We start from the raw sequence: 15,928 nt of genomic DNA, 5'->3' as shown, positions 1-15,928 counted from the left end.
TGCCTTTGCGCGTTCAGTTGTTGACCCGTAGGTGGGTGAATTGCCCCAAGCTGTGGACTGTCACGAGGTTGGGATGAAATGTATGCATTTCACTCCGAAACCGGCTACCGGTGTGTTCTCTTGGCGCATGAAGAAGTTCGCCGCAGTCGCTGTTCTTTCCGTCGCGCTCCTCGGGGCGCCTGCTGTCGCATCCGCCGCCCCCAGCGGCGGTTCCGGGTCCGGGGGTGGATCGGGGTCGTCGGAGACGCAGTTGATCTGTTCGCCGATCGCGCAGTTGTTGTTCTCCACGGGCAGCGTGGACAAGCCGCCGCTCTACGACCTGCTCTGCATGTTCAGCTGAACGGGGAGCGGTCGATTCCGCAGCTGATGCCTGCCGGTGGGAGTTGGGCGGTGAACAGGTAGTCGCGTTTGAGGTGTTCGGCGCAGGTGCTCTGGACGTACATGGAGCTGTGGCCCGAGCCCTCGATGACGACTACCTGGGCTCGGTTCAGTTGGGCCGCACCGGCTTTGGCGCCGTGTAGTGGGGTGGCCGGGTCGTAGCGGCTGTTGAGGACGAGGATCGGGGCGGCGGTTTCGCGGTTCCACGGGCCCGTGTAGCGGTCTCGGTCCTCGGCCTGCCAGAAGGCACAGGGGGCGGCGTTGAAGACGGCGGTTCGGCCGAAGTAGCGGGACTGGAGGTCTTCGGCTGCCGCCACTCGGCTGTAGACGGCGGGGTCCGTGGGGACGGTGCTGTCGGAACATTGGATCGTGTAGAAGGCCTCGACGCGGTTGGCTGTGTGCTCGCGCGAGAAGAGCGCGTCGGGATCTCGGGTGGGCAGGACCGTCGCCGCGTCGAACAGGTTCTGGAGGAAAATCGCCAGGTCGGAATAGGTGTCAGGGCGGGAAAGGCTGCCTGCGGTGCTGACTATCTGGGAGAACGTCCATGGGGTTCCGTCGACCGTGATCGGGGCGAGGCGGGCGCGTTCGGCCAGCGCGATCCATTTGAGTTTCGGGTCGCCCGTGGCGAACGCGCAGCGTGGACCGGCGGCGGAGCAGTCGCGCAGGAAAGTGTCGAAGGTTTCGGCGATGCCCGCGGCCACGCCTTGGCGGGTGTCGAGCGGCAGGTTCGCGCCGTCGGCGCCGTGGCCGTTCACATTGCCCTCGAAGTCGAGGGAACCGTCGAACGCCATCGCGCGGACCCGGCCGGGGAACATGTTGGCGTAGACCGCGCCGACCTGGGTGCCGTAGGAGATGCCGTGGAAGGTCATGGCTTCATCGCCGACCGCACGGCGGAGTAGGTCCAGGTCGCGGGCGGTATTGGCGGTAGAGGCGTGGTGCAGGATCGGGCCCGCGTTGCGGGCGCAGCGGTCGGCGATGTCGGCGGAGGCGGCGAAGAAGGCGGGTTCGTCGTGCGGTTCGGTGGGCGTCCCGGGGAACGAGCCGAGGTAGCCGGCCTGCTCGGCCGCGTCGGCGAAACACTGCGTGCCCGCGCTGCGCGAGACCGAACGCGGATCCCAGGAGACCAGATCGAAGCGGGCGCGCAGTTCGTCGGAGAACAACCACTGCCAGCGGGCCCGCTCACGGAGTCGATCCACGCCGGACGGACCCGGTCCACCGAAGTTGACGAACAACGAGCCGATACGACGTGCGGGATCGGATGCGGGCAGTTTGATGACAGCAAGGTCGATCTGCGCGGCCTGCGGGCTGTTGTAGTCCATCGGCACCTGGGCCAGTGCGCATTCGAACCCGTCCGCGCAGGATTCCCATGCCAGCGTCGGGGTGGCGGCGGCCTCGGCGAGCTGGTCGACGTAGGGATCGGCCGACGCGTGCACGGGTGCGATGAGCGCGCCTGTCCAGAGCAGTACGGCGAGCAGAGAGGCCGAGCCCCGGCGGCACGCACGGTGGGAGAACAACGGCCGAGCCTCCTGCGCAGATCCGACGAACCTCGCGAAGTTACCACACTCGTGAGCAGCGCTTACGAACGCAAAGTGGTTGGTATCCAACACAATTCGATGTGCGGGCAGTGTCGTCGCAGGTCGCCCGCGGTCTTCGCACGGCGGAATTCGGAATTCATGACGAATTGTTCGGTTACTGCAGCATTACCGGCACCTCATTTTCCTGTGTCTTTCCCGAGAATGTGATCTCCGTACTGGTCGGCTATTTATTTCGTCGCTACTGTACGGGGTGTACGTGATAATGCAGCATGTAGATGGGCGTCAGTGTCGATCCCTTGCCGGACAAATGCAGAGGATGTGAGATCGTGACTCTGACCACAGCGAACAAGCCGCGTGACGTGGCCCACCGGGCGCCCCTACGTGGGATTCCCGCGGGTGCGATGCCGATGGTCGCATTTCTTTCGATATTGGCGGGATTTATCGGCGCGGCAGCTTATACGCATTCCGCCGGTTATTTCGTGACATTTATGACCGGTAATACCGAGCGCGCCGTTCTCGGCTGGTTCGACAACGATAAATTGCTGGCCACCGGTGCCATCGCGCTGCTCTTTTCCTTCGGGCTCGGCGTGTTCGTCGCCTCGTTGCTCCGGCGGCGGCTGTGGCGCAGCGGCCACTACGGAGCGTCGGTGGTCACCACCGTGGCGCTCGCCGTGGCGGCGATCGTCGACTTCGCCCTCGACCGCACCGGCGGATCGGAACTGGGATTCATCCCGATCTCGTTCGTCGCCTTCGCGGTGGGCGCGCTCAACACCGCGTTCGTCAAGAACGGCGAGACCAGCGTTCCGCTCAGCTATGCCACCGGAACGGTCGTGAAACTGAGCCAGGGCATCGAAAGCCACGTCAGTGGGGGTAGCTCGCGCGATTGGCTCGGCTACGGGATGCAGTACGGTGCCTTCGCGGTCGGCGCCCTGCTCGGCGGATTGATGAGCACGGTGGTGGGTGGTGAGATGATGTTGATCGTCGCCACCGGCGTCTCGGCCGCGGCGATCCTGATCACCTTCAAGGCGGGCGCCAAGGCGGACCACACCGCCGCGTGACCGAAGTCGCCGCACCCCGGGTTTGGTCCTGACCACGGCATTGCCTACACTAGACCGGTTGCCTGGGCAGATCTGTGTCCGCTCTACGTTCAGCGTGAGTGGACCCCCAGGCGCCGAGAGCTCGCAAGAGAACTCATCCGGTCGGTAAGTGCCGACCGGACCAGCCGAATTGTTGTAGGCCCACGATCATCCGCGTGCGAACGCGGGAGATGTTGCATGGGAACCGCAGCGAGAAAGGTGTCGAGGTCTAACCATGACCATGACTGATCCGATCGCAGACTTCTTGACGCGTCTGCGCAACGCCAACTCGGCGTACCACGATCAGGTGAAGGCTCCCCACTCGAAGATCAAGGTGAACATCGCCGAGATCCTCAAGCGTGAGGGCTACATCTCCGATTACCGCACCGAAGACGCGACCGTTGGCAAGGCCATCGTCGTCGATCTGAAGTACGGCCCCAGCCGTGAGCGCAGCCTGCAGGGCCTGCGTCGCGTCTCGAAGCCGGGTCTGCGTGTGTACGCGAAGTCCACCAACCTGCCCAAGGTCCTCGGCGGCCTCGGCGTGGCGATCATTTCCACGTCGACCGGTCTGCTCACCGACCGTCAGGCGGCCAAGCAGGGCGTCGGGGGCGAAGTCCTCGCCTACGTCTGGTAAGGGAGGTCAGGACTAATGTCGCGTATTGGTAAGAAGCCCATCGAGATTCCGGCCGGCGTCGACGTCGCAATCGACGGCCAGGTTGTCACGGTCAAGGGGCCAAAGGGCACCCTTTCCCACACCGTGGCCGAGCCCATCACCATCACCAAGGGTGAAGGTAATGAGCTCGAGGTTGCTCGTCCCAACGACGAGCGCGCGAACCGTTCGCTGCACGGCCTTTCCCGCACCCTGATCGCCAACATGATCGAGGGTGTCACCAAGGGCTACGAGAAGAAGATGGAAATCTTCGGCGTCGGTTACCGCGTTCAGGCCAAGGGTTCGAACCTCGAGTTCGCCCTCGGTTACAGCCACCCGGTGCCGATCACGGCCCCGGCTGGCATCACTTTCGCGGTGGAATCGCCCACCAAGTTCTCAGTGTCCGGCATCGACAAGCAGGCGGTCGGTCAGATCTCCGCTGTCATCCACGGACTGCGTAAGCCCGACCCGTACAAGGGCAAGGGCATCCGCTACGCCGGCGAGGTCGTTCGCCGCAAGGTCGGAAAGACGGGTAAGTGATCATGGCGCAAACTGCTAACCAGAAGGCGAAGCGGATTCCGCTGGGCAAGGACGCTTCCACGAAGCGTCGCCTGTCGAAGACCCGCCGTCACTTCCGTCTTCGTAAGAAGGTCGAAGGCACCACCGCGCGTCCGCGCCTGGTGGTCAACCGCTCCGCGCGCCACCTGCACGCTCAGCTGATCGACGATTCGGTGGGCAAGACCATTGCCGCCGCTTCCTCGATCGAGGCCGACGTGCGTGCGCTCGAAGGTGACAAGTCCGCCAGGGGCGCGAAGGTCGGTCAGCTGATCGCCGAGCGTGCCAAGGCTGCCGGTATCGAGGCGGTCGTGTTCGACCGTGGTGGTCACGACTACCACGGCCGTATCGCGGCGCTGGCCGATGCCGCTCGTGAAGGTGGGCTGAAGTTCTGATGACTGAATTTGCGAACGAAGGGAACGTCTGATGCCGGGACGTCAGCGGCGCGATGGCGGCGGCGGACCCGCCGGACCGAACAGCAACAACAACAGCAACAGCAACGCCGGTGGCCCCGAGGGCAACCGTCGTGGCGGTGGCGATCGTCGCGGTGGCAACGACCGTGGCGGTAACGCGGCCGAGAAGAACCAGCTCGAGCGCGTCGTCGCGATCAACCGTGTCTCCAAGGTCGTGAAGGGTGGTCGTCGCTTCAGCTTCACCGCCCTCGTGATCGTCGGTGACGGCAACGGTCTGGTCGGCGTCGGCTACGGCAAGGCCAAGGAAGTTCCCGCGGCCATCCAGAAGGGTGTCGAGGAGGCTCGTAAGAGCTTCTTCCGCGTCCCGATGATCGGCTCGACCATCGTCCACCCGGTTCAGGGTGAGGCGGCGGCCGGTGTGGTCATGCTGCGTCCGGCTTCGCCCGGTACCGGTGTGATCGCCGGTGGTGCGTGCCGTGCCGTGCTCGAATGTGCCGGTATCCACGACATTCTGTCGAAGTCGCTCGGTAGCGACAATGCGATCAACGTCGTTCACGCGACGGTTGCCGCGCTCAAGATGCTCCAGCGTCCCGAAGAGGTTGCCGCACGTCGCGGTCTGCCGATCGAGGATGTCGCTCCGGCGGGCATGCTGCGTGCGCGTGCAGGACAGGGAGCCTGACATGGCTGATCTCAAGGTAACTCAGATCAAGAGCACGATCGGTGCCAAGTCGAACCAGCGCGACAGCCTGCGGACGCTTGGTCTGCGGAAGATCCGCCAGTCGGTGGTTCGTGAGGACAACGCTCAGAACCGCGGTCTGATCAATGTCGTGCGCCACCTCGTAACAGTTGAGGAGGTCTAGACATGACCATCAAATTGCACCACCTGCGTCCAGCCCCTGGCTCCAAGACCGAGAAGACCCGTGTGGGTCGCGGTGAGGGTTCCAAGGGTAAGACCGCCGGTCGCGGTACCAAGGGCACCAAGGCACGCAAGAACGTCCCCGCGGCGTTCGAGGGTGGCCAGATGCCGCTGCACATGCGTCTGCCGAAGCTTCGCGGCTTCACCAACCGCTTCCGGGTCGAGTACCAGGTCGTCAACGTTGGCCGCATCGCTGAGCTGTTCCCGCAGGGCGGCACCATCGGCAAGGCCGAGCTCGTCGAGGCGGGCGCCGTTCGCAAGAACGAGCTCGTCAAGGTTCTCGGCGACGGCGAGATCGGTGTCGCCATCCAGGTGACCGCCGACAAGGTGACCGGCTCCGCCAAGGAGAAGATCACCGCAGCCGGTGGCACTGTCACCGAACTGGCCTGACGGTACTGTAGTCAGCAGCTGACACCGGACGAGTCGCGAGCTCGTCCGGTGTCACTGTTAGAGTTCCAAGTGTTGTCTGCCAAGCTCGTCATCGGCTGACGATTCCACATGCTGTCCAGTGGTCCAGTCGCATGGCATGACCATGTCGTTCGCCAGGAGGATTTGTGCTTTCCGCCTTCGTATCGGCCTTCCGGACTCCGGACTTACGGCGGAAGATTCTCTTCACGCTGGGGTTGATCGCGCTGTACCGGTTGGGTGCCGCGCTGCCGTCCCCCGGTGTCGACTACCAAAACGTCCAGGAGTGCGTGAAGCTGGTTTCCGGTGGCGAATCCGCCGGTATCTACCAGCTCATCAACCTTTTCTCCGGTGGTGCGCTACTGCAGCTTTCGGTGTTCGCGATCGGCATCATGCCGTACATCACCGCGAGCATCATCATCCAGCTGCTCACCGTCGTCATCCCGCGGTTCGAGGAACTGCGCAAGGAAGGCCAATCCGGCCAGACCAAGATGACGCAGTACACCCGGTATCTGTCCGTCGCCTTGGCGGTGCTGCAGGCCACGGGTCTCGTCGCGCTCGCCGCGCGCGGTCAGCTGCTGCAAGGCTGTAACGAGCCGATTCTCGCCGATACCAGCATCTTCGGCATGGTCATCATCGTCCTGGTGATGACGGCCGGTGCCTGCTTGGTCATGTGGTTCGGCGAGCAGATCACCGAGCGCGGTGTCGGTAACGGCATGTCGCTGCTCATCTTCGCCGGTATCTCCGCGCGTATCCCGCTCGACGGCAAGGCCATTCTGGACTCTCGCGGTGGCCTGGTCTTCGGCCTGGTGTGCGCCGCCGTGCTGGCGATCATCGTCGCGGTGATCTTCGTCGAGCAGGGTCAGCGCCGGATTCCGGTCCAGTACGCCAAGCGCGTCGTCGGCCGGAAGATGTACGGCGGTTCGTCCACCTATCTGCCGCTGAAGGTCAACCAGGCCGGTGTCATCCCGGTGATCTTCGCGTCCTCGCTGCTCTACCTGCCCAACCTGGTCGCGCAGCTCACCTCCTCGACCACCACGACGGATCCGAGTTGGTGGCAGGAGATCATCCAGAAGTATCTGGTCGACCCGACCAACCCGGTCTACATCGCCATCTACTTCGGCTTGATCGTGTTCTTCACTTACTTCTACGTCGCGATCACCTTCAACCCGGAGGAACGCGCCGACGAGATGAAGAAGTTCGGTGGCTTCATCCCTGGCTATCGTCCTGGTAAGCCGACCGCTGACTACCTGAATTTTGTGCTGAGCCGCATTACCCTGCCTGGCTCGATCTACCTCGGTGCGGTCACCGTGCTCCCGAGCCTGTTCCTCGGTGCGGGCAGTACGGGCCAGTCGGCGAACATGGCCTTCGGCGGTGCCGCGGTGCTCATCATGGTCAGCGTGGGTCTCGACACGGTCAAGCAGATCGAGAGCCAGCTGATGAATCGAAATTACGAAGGGTTCCTCAAGTGAGAGTTGTTCTGCTCGGTCCGCCGGGTGCCGGCAAAGGTACTCAGGCCGTCCTGCTGTCAGAGAAGCTGGGCGTTCCGCACATCTCCACCGGAGACCTGTTCCGCGCGAACATCAGCCAGCAGACCGCCCTCGGTCGTGAGGCACAGAAGTACATGGACGCGGGCGACCTCGTCCCCAGCGACGTGACCAACCGGATGGTCGAGGCCCGCGTCGGCGAGCCCGATGCCGCGAACGGTTTCGTGCTCGACGGTTACCCCCGCACGGTCGACCAGGCCGACGCGTTGAAGAAGATCCTCGAGCACAACGGCGCCACGCTCGACGCCGTGCTGTGCTTCGTGGTCGCCGAGGACACCGTGGTCGAGCGCATGCTCGCCCGTGGGCGCGCCGACGACACCGAGGACGTCATCCGCAACCGGCTGCGGGTCTACCGTGAGGAGACCGAGCCGCTGCTCAAGCACTACGACGGTCTCGTGGTGACCGTCGACGGCATCGGCGAAGTCGATGAGGTCAACGGCCGGGCGCTCGCGGCGCTCGGTCAGTAATCAGCGGATCGGAGTACTGAGGCCGGATGGTCTTCAACCGTAAGAAGAAGGTCGTGCCGTTCCGTTCGGCGGGCGAGCTCGATGCCATGCAGGCAGCGGGCGCGATCGTCGGACGGACGCTGGTCGCCGTTCGCGCGGCGGCCAAGCCGGGCGTTTCGACGCTGGAGCTCGACCAGGTCGCCGAGGCGACGATCCGTGACGCGGGCGCCGTCCCGTCGTTCAAGGGTTATCACGGCTTCCCCGGCTCGATCTGTTCTTCGGTCAACGACCGTGTGGTCCATGGGATCCCCTCGGCGAGCGACATTCTCGTCGAGGGCGATCTCGTCTCCATCGACTGCGGCGCCATCCTCGACGGCTGGCACGGCGACTCGGCGTGGACGTTCGGTATCGGCACCATCATCGAGGCCGATCAGCTGCTGAGCGAGGCGACCAGGCTCTCGATGGAGACCGGCATCGCGGCGATGCAACCGGGCAACCGGCTCACCGATGTCTCGCACGCCATCGAGCTGGGCACTCGTGCGGCCGAGCAGGCGCACGGTCGCCAGTACGGCATCGTCGACGGTTACGGTGGCCACGCCATCGGCCGCGAGATGCACATGGATCCGTTCCTGCCCAACGAAGGCGCGCCCGGCAAGGGCCCGCGCCTGGTGGTCGGTTCGGTGTTGGCGATCGAGCCGATGTTGACTCTCGGCACCACCGACACCAAGACCCTCGATGACGACTGGACCGTGGTCACCACCGACGGGTCGCGGGCGGCCCATTGGGAGCACAGCGTCGCTGTCACCGAAGACGGCCCGCGCATCCTCACGCTGCGCCCGGAGTAGTTTCCCCAGTAGTCGGGCGGTTGACCGCCACGCTCGCCGCGGATCTTGATCGCGCGCTTCGGCTGCACCTGAATCTGTAAGCGTGGTCAGCTTTCGAGGAGAACTGTCACCGGGCCGTCGTTGGTGAGTTCGATCCGCATGTGGGCGCCGAACTTTCCCGTGGCGACGGTGGCGCCAAGTTCGCGCAGGGTTTCGGTGAAGGTGTCGACGAGGGGCTCGGCGAGGGAGCCGGGGGCGGCGGCGTTCCAGGAGGGGCGGCGGCCCTTGGCGGTGTTCGCGTAGAGGGTGAACTGGCTGACCACCAGGATGGGGGCGTCGAGATCGGCGGCGGAGCGTTCACCGTCGAGGATGCGCAGGCGATATGTCTTGTCAGCCAAGGCTTTGGCGATGGCCTCGGTGTCGGTGTGGGTGGCGCCGACAAGGGCGAGTAGCCCGTGGGGGACACCTGTCGCCGCCGGGTCGATGCGTCCCACGACCTGATCGTCCACGCTCACCTGGGCACTGGTCACACGCTGCAGCAGTACTCGCACAGCCACCGATCATGCCGGGTGACCGCGCTCGGCGGTATTCCGGGCGGCTCATTCCGGCCTGACAGACGAAGCCGTGACGGGTCAGTTCTTGCCGAAGAAGAGGATATTCGGGCCGTAGTCGGTGAGCGGGGCCTTCTCCGCGGACTGGCGGATGCCCGCGCCAGGGAGTTCGGTGACCTTGGCGAACATCTCGGCGTTGCCGAAAGCGGCTCTTACCTGGGTTTCGGAGGCGTAGTCGGCGCCGTAGTCGGCCAGCGTCGCGAAATCCAGCGGGGCCAGCGGGGTGTCGAGTGGTGCCTGACCGGCCGGTCTGCCGAGTGCGGCGTACTGGGTGGCGACGCCGTTGTCGTAGAGGCACAGTTCGTAGGAGATCTTCTCGATGGTGGCGACGGTCAGTACCGGCCACTTCGCCGAAAGAGCAACGGCTAGTGGATGTTTGCCGAGCGCGCCGATCTCCCAGTTAAGGCTCTTCACCGAAACCCAACTGCCGGAAGACTTCTCGACCAGCACGACATCGGCACCGAGCTGCGTATCGAGATTGGTCTTGGGTTCTTTGACGCCCCAGTGCTTCTCGTGCACACCCGCGAACCTGCCCGCGTCCACCGGTTCGACCCCGTCCTGGGCGAACGCGGCGACGATCGCGGCCCGCACCTGCTCGAGCCCGTCCGGCGCCGAACAACGTACGGCGATCGCGCCGTACGTCGCCGAGATCTCCACCGGCCGCGACGGCGGCTCCGGCATCGCCCCTGCCGCAAGGGGTTTGAGACCGACCAGTGCCAGCCGCCAGTTGATCTCGTCAATGGTGGCCAGGTCGCCACCCGACTGGTACAGGATCTGCTGCTGGGTCAGCCGCCCCGCGCGTTCGAGGGTGTGCGCACCCAGCTTCACCAGTGCCTGCGTGGTCTTGACCGTGAGATCGAGTTCCTCGACCCGAGTTTCGCGCAGTTTCGCGGTACTCGCTGTCGTGGTCACTTCGGAATACAACGCGCGATAGCTCGCGATGGCCTGCTTTCGCGACCGGCCCACCATCAAGGTGCGCAACAGGCTGCTCAGGCTCGCCAAGTACTTGCCGGGCTGCTCGGACGTACGCGCGTACATCCCCGCCCGAATCCGTACCGCCGACTCGCTCGCGGCAACCGCCGCGTCGTGATCGAGCCGCATCAACCACACGCCACACTTGGACAACCCGTCGGCGCACATGGCCGAAACATCGGGATAGTCCTGCGCGACCTGCCGATACGCCGAGCAGGCGCTGCGAATGGTGTTGGTCGCGAGCTGTCGATGCCCGACCAACCGCGTCGCCTGTTCGAACTGCCGCAACGCGTCCTGCAGTGCGCCCGCGTACTCGTAGGAGACGTACCCTCCGACGAGCCAGTGCAGCCGGATCGCCACCGCTTCCTGCGCGGGCTCCAACGCCTCGGCAGTGCGATCGCGATCCGAGGGATCGTCCCTGGTCGCCAGCAGACCCTGGGCCAGTTCGGTCAACGAACCGGCCAAGCGCAGGTAGTCGTCGGCGTGCTGGCTACGGGTATTGGCGCGATTGGCTGCGACGCGCCGTTCGAGGTCGCTCAGGTCGGTCATGAGCGGTTCCATCGCGACGTCAATCCTGGGCCTCATCCATCGTTCGGGCACGGCTGCTACGCGGCCGCTGGTGGTCGTTCGAGTTTGTCACAGATCGGCGAGGGCTGTGTGATCGTCGGCGGAACCCGGGTGTTCACCCAGAACCAGATCGGTGTTTCCGTGGGACTGTGCATATTTCGCGTCGCTCACTAGAATGCGAGGCGATCGGGTCGACTGCGAGGGTCGGCGGTGGGGTGCTGCGAGGAGCGGTTGGCGTGGGCGATTCTCCCTTCGAGGGGCTGGCGGGCAAAGCGAAGATCAAGGTCGAAACGGGAGCCGCGCTCGAGGCCGCCAAGGCGTGCAGTCAGGCGATCGAGGTGTTCAGGGGATGCCAGAATCTGTTCCGCGACCACGACCTCAACAACTACGACGAGTCAAAGCTGGGCGGCAGCCAAGTCGATGCCGGGCCGCCGCTGCGGACCAAGTTCATCTCCGAGGCCACCCAGGCCAAGGACCTGCTCGGGCGCTATATCGACTCACTCGAAGACCTTGTCTCCATGTTCAAGGCCGCGGGCGAGTCGTACACCGAGACCGACAAGGGTTCGGGCGACAACATCGCCGCGCTCAAGGGCGATCTGAAGAATGTGAATTCCTCGCCCGGTGCCAAGGACCTGAAGGGAGAGGTCTCCCAGGCCGGCGGCTACTACCCGGCCCACTGGGAAGTCGATGTCAATATTCAGCAGGGCACGGGCATGGAAATCAAGATGGAGAAGCACAACTACGACATCGAGACCGCGAACGTGCCCAAACACGTGGGCACCGCCACGGCGGAATCGGGCGGCGTGCGGATTCCTGTCCGCGCCGCGGACAATATGTCCTGGCGCGATATGTACGACCTCGGTCAGCGGATCTCCTGGCAGGAGGTGGCCAACGACGCACCGATCTGGGAGGCGATGGCCCACGCCGTGCACGGCGCCGCCTACAACCTCGAGCAGAAGCTAGGTGAGATCACCGGCGACCGGTGGGAGAGCCAGGGCGGCGAGGCCGCCTTGGCCGCGATCACCACATTCGGCAAGTCGGCGATGGTGGCCAGCGATTCCTTCACGATGATGCAGCAGAATCTCGAGTACACGGCGAACTGGCTGTACGCGACCAAGGTGTCGATGCCGATCGAGACCGAAGACAAGTGCGACGACGATCTGCAGGAGAATCGCGATCGGTACGAGCGCCATTACGTCAACGGTGTGATGAACACCGAGAAACTGTTCCCGGCGGCGGCGGAGCCTGCTGCACCGAAGGGGCCGGTGAAGGTGCCTGACAATAACAACAACAATAACAACAATAACAACAACAACAACAATAACGCCGGAAATAACAACAGCGGTGGCAGCAATTCCGGTGGTGGTGGAAATTCCGGTGGTGGCGGCAACACCGGAGGCGGCGGCCAGCAGCAGCCAGTGGCGCCCGACGTGGCCAAACAGCAGGCAGCCCAGCAAGCCGCCCAGCAGGCAGCAGCGGCGCTCGAGCAGGCCGGCAACAACGGTTCGCAGCAGGGTACGAACGGCCAGACCGCGGGTTCGACCGGATCGGCGGGTTCGACCGGGTCCTCGGCGGGTTCGAGCGGGTCCGGCTCGGGCGACCTTTCCAGCATTCTTTCCTCGGTGATGTCGGCGGTCACGTCAGCGGTCTCCTCGCTCACTCAGGCGCTGCCGTCGCTGGCCACAGCGCTGCAGCAGATATCCGCCGACACCAGCGGGACCGGCACCACACCGGGCCTGCCCGATTTCACCCAACTCGGCAACCTGTTCGGGCAATTCCCCGACCTGACCGAACTGCTGTCGCAGTCGCCCGAGATCAAGCAGTTGATCGCGGACAACCCCGCCCTCCTGCCGCTGGCGGAGTTGCTCGGCATCGACACCGCGACTGCGGTTGTCGACGGGGCGAGCGAGCCGGGGGAGAGTACCGAGACGGCTGAGGGTGAGGAGTTCCCGCGGGCCTCGCTGCCTGATTTCTCCAATCTGGCGGGCTTGGACGAGATCGTCACCCCGCTCACCGGCCTGTTCGCCGAGTCGTTGGCGACCGAAGCGCCTGCCCAGATCATCGAAGAGCCGGTCGAGTCCGTGGAAGTCCTCAGCACCGACACGCTCGCGCACGCGCGGCCGGAGACACCGGCGTGACGCAGAAATGGGAACTCACCGATATCGAATTCCGGGTGCTGTGGCAGCGATTCGTCGGCACCGACCTACCGCGCCCGCTGACCTTCCAGTCCAGGACTCGCCTGCACGAGGACTACGAGCAGGAGAAGTACCAGGTCTGGCAGCGGCTGCAGCACACCGTCGACCCGACGCTTCGTTCGGTCTTCGACGTCCTGGAGCGGCCGGAAGTGTATGTGCGGCTGCGAGGTTGGCAGGACAGCGCGCGTGACAACGCCGAGCAGTGGCTCAAGGCCAGGGCAGCCAGGGCCGGCGCCAACGGCTATCTGATCAACCAGCTGCCGGGTGAAACCCCGACGCACAGTGGTGGTTACACGATCGTCGACATCGGACCCCACGGTCTGGCCGACGCCATCGTCGACCTGATGCCCGTCACCGGTGCCGGCGTCGGCGGGTTGATCCCGCTCGCCGCCGACGCGGGCACCGGTGACGAGTACGGGCAGCGGTCCTCGATGTTCTTCGAGGCAGCCGACACCTCGATCGTCGAGCGCAGCACCGAGTTCTTCAACCGTCCCGCCGACCGCACCGGAACCATCAATATCCTGCAGAATCAGTCCATGTTCGGCTCACGCGGCATGCATCGCGACATCGTGGTGTGGCGCGACCTACCCGACGACGGGCGCTACGGCATCGAGCTTCCCAGCGAGAACCCCATCGCTACCCCGATGTCACGGTCGGACCTGACCGCGAAGATCAATGTTTCCATCGAGCGCATGATGTCGCGCGTGGAATCGCACTGGGAGGCAAGCGCTTAGGGAACCCGCCGTTCACAGCGGGGTCATCCGCGGTTCGTCCCATCGTGCGAGGCTGTTGCGCACGCACATGAGTTGTGATGTGCTCGACAGGCATCACTTGTGGAGGGATGAGCGCGATGACATTCGAATACGACGCCGATGACTTTCGGACCGCGGCGGGCAAGTCGCGCAGTGTCGGCACCCAACTCACCGGCATCATCAACACACTGAACGCCTCGCTCAACGGTCGCGGAAATGTCTGGGGCAACGACAAACTCGGTAAGAGCTTCAACGACGGCCCCGGCGGCAACGACGGTTACGACTCCTCCTGGACCAACACCAGCGACAACGTGAAGACCATGGCCAAGTCCATGGGCGATTTCGCCGACGGCCAGACCGAGAGCGCCGATTACATCGACAAGATGGAAAAGGGCAACCGCGACGGACTGACGTAGCTGTTCCCAGCTCGGGGTTCGGAAGTCGGTCAACTCGCGTCGGGGATGCCGAGGCCGGGCAGATGCAGGTCGCTGTTTCCGGCCTGCTCGACCCACCCCTGGTAGACCAGCGTCAGCGGGGAGTCGATGCCGAAGCCGTCGCGGAGTCCGACAACGGTGATCGCGGCGAGCCGCTGGTAGTCGTCGGTGGCTACCGGCCAGGGGAATTCGATCCACCAGTTGCCCATATGAGCTTCGTCGGGAGCGCGCCAGCCAGCCTCGGTGATGGCCCATGTGCCGTCGTGGTCGGGGCGGAAGGTGGGCTCGAGCCATTCGTCGCCGGTGAGTTCGGCGGACACCGCGTCGCCGGTCTTGCGGAACTGGGCGAAACGTCGTGCGCCCGGTGCCGCCGATTCGCCGATCACCAGCACCGTGGTCTCGGGTGCGGCCGCGAGTTCGGCGGCGAGCCCACGGGCGAACTCGGCCCAGTCGGTCACAGCAGGCCCTGCTCGTCGAGCGCGATATTGCGATCGTCGGCGGCCAGTCGCGCATTGGTGACCAGATACAGCCACACCGAGGCGGCGGAGCGTTCGAGCAGGATCGTGGCCTCGGCCCCGGCCCACCGGTACTGCGGGGGCGGACCGGCCACGCGCGCGGTCGGCTCGCCGAGTTTGGCGGAGACGGCTGCGGCGATGCTGTCGAAAGCCGCGGAGACCTCGGCGTTCTCGCCCGCGTCGGCAAAGTCCGTTAGTTGCAGTTCGATCCCGGTGACCTGGCCGTTCTTGGCGCGGATCGTGCCGCTGTCCGGGCCGAACCCGATGTCGAGCATGATCCGGCGCGGTCGGCTGGAGATGGTGTGCCAACCGAACTTCTCGACGACGGCCGGGGCGTCATCGAGGGCCCACGACCAGTCGAGTGCGTGCAGTGCGCCCGCCAGCTCGCCTGCTTCGTCGGCGGGCATCGCGTGCCAGTTCGTCATTCGGTGCCTTCCCTCATGGTCAGAAATACGCCAGGAACGCCGCGTCGAAGGCGGGATCGCGGGTGTCGAAGGACTGTGGGGTGTAGTCGAAGGAGCGCACGCGCTCGACGAACTCGGCGGGCAGGGTGAGGGGCTGCTCAGCGAGGTACCGCAGCGAGTCCTCGCGCCAGATCCAGACGCCGTCGGAGTACAGGGAGGGGCCGCCCTCGATGTCGGCGTCTCTGGTGAACAGGTCAGGGGATTCGCCCATGACGTCGAAGATGGCGCGGACCTTGCGCATGTAGTTCAGAATCCGGTCGCGGTCGCCCTCGACGGTGCCGGTGGGCGCGTCGAATACCGAGGGCAGTTCGTCGTGCCCGCGCTCGTACATCTCGCGGTACATCGCCACCGGCTTCAATTCCATTGCGTGCGTCCCGTTCTCGATTTCCCGGAGGCTGTGCCGGGCGCCCGTGCTTGTCGGCGCGGATGCCCGCCGCTCGCCTGCACTTCGGCGAGCCGCCGACCCCGATCCTTCGCCCGGACCGGCTGGTCGTCAAGTCGCCCGCGCGGGCAGGTCGACGAGGGCGGCGCGGGGTCGGTTTCGGCCGTCCGGCGTTCATTTTGTCGTCACCGCGGCTTCGCCGGTGCCTGACACAGTTGTTGCGGCGGTGAACGAGTTGTGGTGTGCTCGACCGGGCATCACTATTGAGGGATGAGGGGCGATGGCGACGTTC

At 65.0% G+C, this 15,928-nt stretch carries 20 protein-coding genes; 14 read left to right on the top strand and 6 right to left on the bottom strand.

Going from position 1 to position 15,928, the window contains the following annotated elements; all coding sequences use genetic code 11:
- The first annotated feature begins 82 nt into the window (after positions 1 to 82).
- Positions 83 to 340 carry a hypothetical protein gene (locus ACLJPD_RS19740; RefSeq protein ID WP_410873953.1) on the top strand — a complete coding sequence of 86 codons (258 nt, stop codon included), beginning with the start codon at positions 83 to 85 and terminating at the stop codon, positions 338 to 340.
- Here ACLJPD_RS19740 and ACLJPD_RS19735 read toward each other — a convergent pair.
- Positions 333 to 1,892: an alpha/beta hydrolase gene (locus ACLJPD_RS19735; RefSeq protein ID WP_410873951.1), complete on the bottom strand. Its 1,560-nt coding sequence runs from the start codon at positions 1,890 to 1,892 to the stop codon at positions 333 to 335. The genes ACLJPD_RS19740 and ACLJPD_RS19735 overlap by 8 nt on opposite strands.
- Before the next feature lie 347 nt (positions 1,893 to 2,239).
- Between ACLJPD_RS19735 and ACLJPD_RS19730 the strand changes: the two genes are divergently transcribed.
- The 10 genes from ACLJPD_RS19730 to map all read left to right on the top strand — a co-directional run bounded on the left by ACLJPD_RS19730 (position 2,240) and on the right by map (position 8,765).
- A complete protein-coding gene (locus ACLJPD_RS19730; protein ID WP_410873949.1) occupies positions 2,240 to 2,971 on the top strand; it encodes a YoaK family protein in 732 nt (243 codons plus the stop codon).
- 253 nt (positions 2,972 to 3,224) lie between these two features.
- A complete protein-coding gene (gene rpsH, locus ACLJPD_RS19725; RefSeq protein WP_410873947.1) occupies positions 3,225 to 3,623 on the top strand; it encodes a 30S ribosomal protein S8 in 399 nt (132 codons plus the stop codon).
- A gap of 15 nt (positions 3,624 to 3,638) precedes the next feature.
- On the top strand, positions 3,639 to 4,178 hold the full coding sequence (gene rplF / locus ACLJPD_RS19720; RefSeq protein ID WP_410873945.1) for a 50S ribosomal protein L6: 540 nt from the start codon (positions 3,639 to 3,641) through the stop codon (positions 4,176 to 4,178).
- A 2-nt stretch (positions 4,179 to 4,180) separates the two neighbouring features.
- Positions 4,181 to 4,588 (top strand): 50S ribosomal protein L18, encoded by a 408-nt coding sequence (gene rplR, locus ACLJPD_RS19715; protein WP_410873943.1) that lies wholly within the window; start codon positions 4,181 to 4,183, stop codon positions 4,586 to 4,588.
- A gap of 31 nt (positions 4,589 to 4,619) precedes the next feature.
- Positions 4,620 to 5,285: a 30S ribosomal protein S5 gene (gene rpsE, locus ACLJPD_RS19710; RefSeq protein WP_410873941.1), complete on the top strand. Its 666-nt coding sequence runs from the start codon at positions 4,620 to 4,622 to the stop codon at positions 5,283 to 5,285.
- Position 5,286: 1 nt separating this feature from the next.
- Entirely contained in the window at positions 5,287 to 5,466 is a 180-nt protein-coding gene (rpmD, locus tag ACLJPD_RS19705) for a 50S ribosomal protein L30 (protein ID WP_056819257.1), read from the top strand.
- Between the two features lie 2 nt (positions 5,467 to 5,468).
- Positions 5,469 to 5,912, top strand: coding sequence for a 50S ribosomal protein L15 (rplO, locus tag ACLJPD_RS19700; RefSeq protein ID WP_056818375.1), 444 nt, complete (start codon positions 5,469 to 5,471; stop codon positions 5,910 to 5,912).
- A 164-nt stretch (positions 5,913 to 6,076) separates the two neighbouring features.
- On the top strand, positions 6,077 to 7,399 hold the full coding sequence (gene secY, locus ACLJPD_RS19695; protein WP_410873939.1) for a preprotein translocase subunit SecY: 1,323 nt from the start codon (positions 6,077 to 6,079) through the stop codon (positions 7,397 to 7,399).
- The gene (locus tag ACLJPD_RS19690) at positions 7,396 to 7,941 is read left to right on the top strand and encodes an adenylate kinase (RefSeq protein ID WP_410873937.1); all 546 of its coding nucleotides are present in this window, start codon (positions 7,396 to 7,398) and stop codon (positions 7,939 to 7,941) included. The genes secY and ACLJPD_RS19690 overlap by 4 nt, the downstream gene beginning before the upstream one ends.
- A 26-nt stretch (positions 7,942 to 7,967) precedes the next feature.
- Positions 7,968 to 8,765 (top strand): type I methionyl aminopeptidase, encoded by a 798-nt coding sequence (gene map / locus ACLJPD_RS19685; protein ID WP_410873935.1) that lies wholly within the window; start codon positions 7,968 to 7,970, stop codon positions 8,763 to 8,765.
- An 86-nt stretch (positions 8,766 to 8,851) separates the two neighbouring features.
- Here map and dtd read toward each other — a convergent pair whose 3' ends face one another.
- Positions 8,852 to 9,295: a D-aminoacyl-tRNA deacylase gene (gene dtd / locus ACLJPD_RS19680; protein ID WP_410873933.1), complete on the bottom strand. Its 444-nt coding sequence runs from the start codon at positions 9,293 to 9,295 to the stop codon at positions 8,852 to 8,854.
- Positions 9,296 to 9,376: 81 nt separating this feature from the next.
- Positions 9,377 to 10,876 carry a hypothetical protein gene (locus tag ACLJPD_RS19675; RefSeq protein ID WP_410873931.1) on the bottom strand — a complete coding sequence of 500 codons (1,500 nt, stop codon included), beginning with the start codon at positions 10,874 to 10,876 and terminating at the stop codon, positions 9,377 to 9,379.
- 254 nt (positions 10,877 to 11,130) lie between these two features.
- Between ACLJPD_RS19675 and ACLJPD_RS19670 the strand changes: the two genes are divergently transcribed.
- From ACLJPD_RS19670 to ACLJPD_RS19660, 3 genes are all read left to right on the top strand, one after another.
- A complete protein-coding gene (locus ACLJPD_RS19670; protein WP_410873929.1) occupies positions 11,131 to 13,032 on the top strand; it encodes a hypothetical protein in 1,902 nt (633 codons plus the stop codon).
- Positions 13,029 to 13,823, top strand: coding sequence for an ESX secretion-associated protein EspG (locus ACLJPD_RS19665; protein WP_410873927.1), 795 nt, complete (start codon positions 13,029 to 13,031; stop codon positions 13,821 to 13,823). The genes ACLJPD_RS19670 and ACLJPD_RS19665 overlap by 4 nt, the downstream gene beginning before the upstream one ends.
- 116 nt (positions 13,824 to 13,939) lie before the next feature.
- Positions 13,940 to 14,257 (top strand): hypothetical protein, encoded by a 318-nt coding sequence (locus ACLJPD_RS19660; RefSeq protein WP_410873925.1) that lies wholly within the window; start codon positions 13,940 to 13,942, stop codon positions 14,255 to 14,257.
- A gap of 29 nt (positions 14,258 to 14,286) precedes the next feature.
- Here the strand turns inward: ACLJPD_RS19660 and ACLJPD_RS19655 are convergent, their stop codons facing one another.
- Genes ACLJPD_RS19655 through ACLJPD_RS19645 form a run of 3 tightly spaced genes read right to left on the bottom strand, consistent with a single transcriptional unit; the run spans position 14,287 to position 15,618 of the window.
- Complete coding sequence (locus tag ACLJPD_RS19655) at positions 14,287 to 14,733, bottom strand: TY-Chap domain-containing protein (protein WP_410873923.1); 447 nt, start codon at positions 14,731 to 14,733, stop codon at positions 14,287 to 14,289.
- Positions 14,730 to 15,215, bottom strand: a complete 486-nt coding sequence (locus ACLJPD_RS19650; protein ID WP_410873921.1) for a DUF6301 family protein — start codon at positions 15,213 to 15,215, stop codon at positions 14,730 to 14,732. The genes ACLJPD_RS19655 and ACLJPD_RS19650 overlap by 4 nt, the downstream gene beginning before the upstream one ends.
- A gap of 19 nt (positions 15,216 to 15,234) precedes the next feature.
- Entirely contained in the window at positions 15,235 to 15,618 is a 384-nt protein-coding gene (locus ACLJPD_RS19645) for a hypothetical protein (protein ID WP_410873919.1), read from the bottom strand.
- Between the last annotated feature and the right edge of the window lie 310 nt (positions 15,619 to 15,928).

This window comes from Nocardia sp. A7, assembly GCF_046549215.1.
Classification (GTDB): Bacteria; Actinomycetota; Actinomycetes; order Mycobacteriales; family Mycobacteriaceae; genus Nocardia.
The sequence above is the reverse complement of the archived record's forward strand: the minus strand, read 5'-3'. Positions and strand labels throughout refer to the sequence as shown.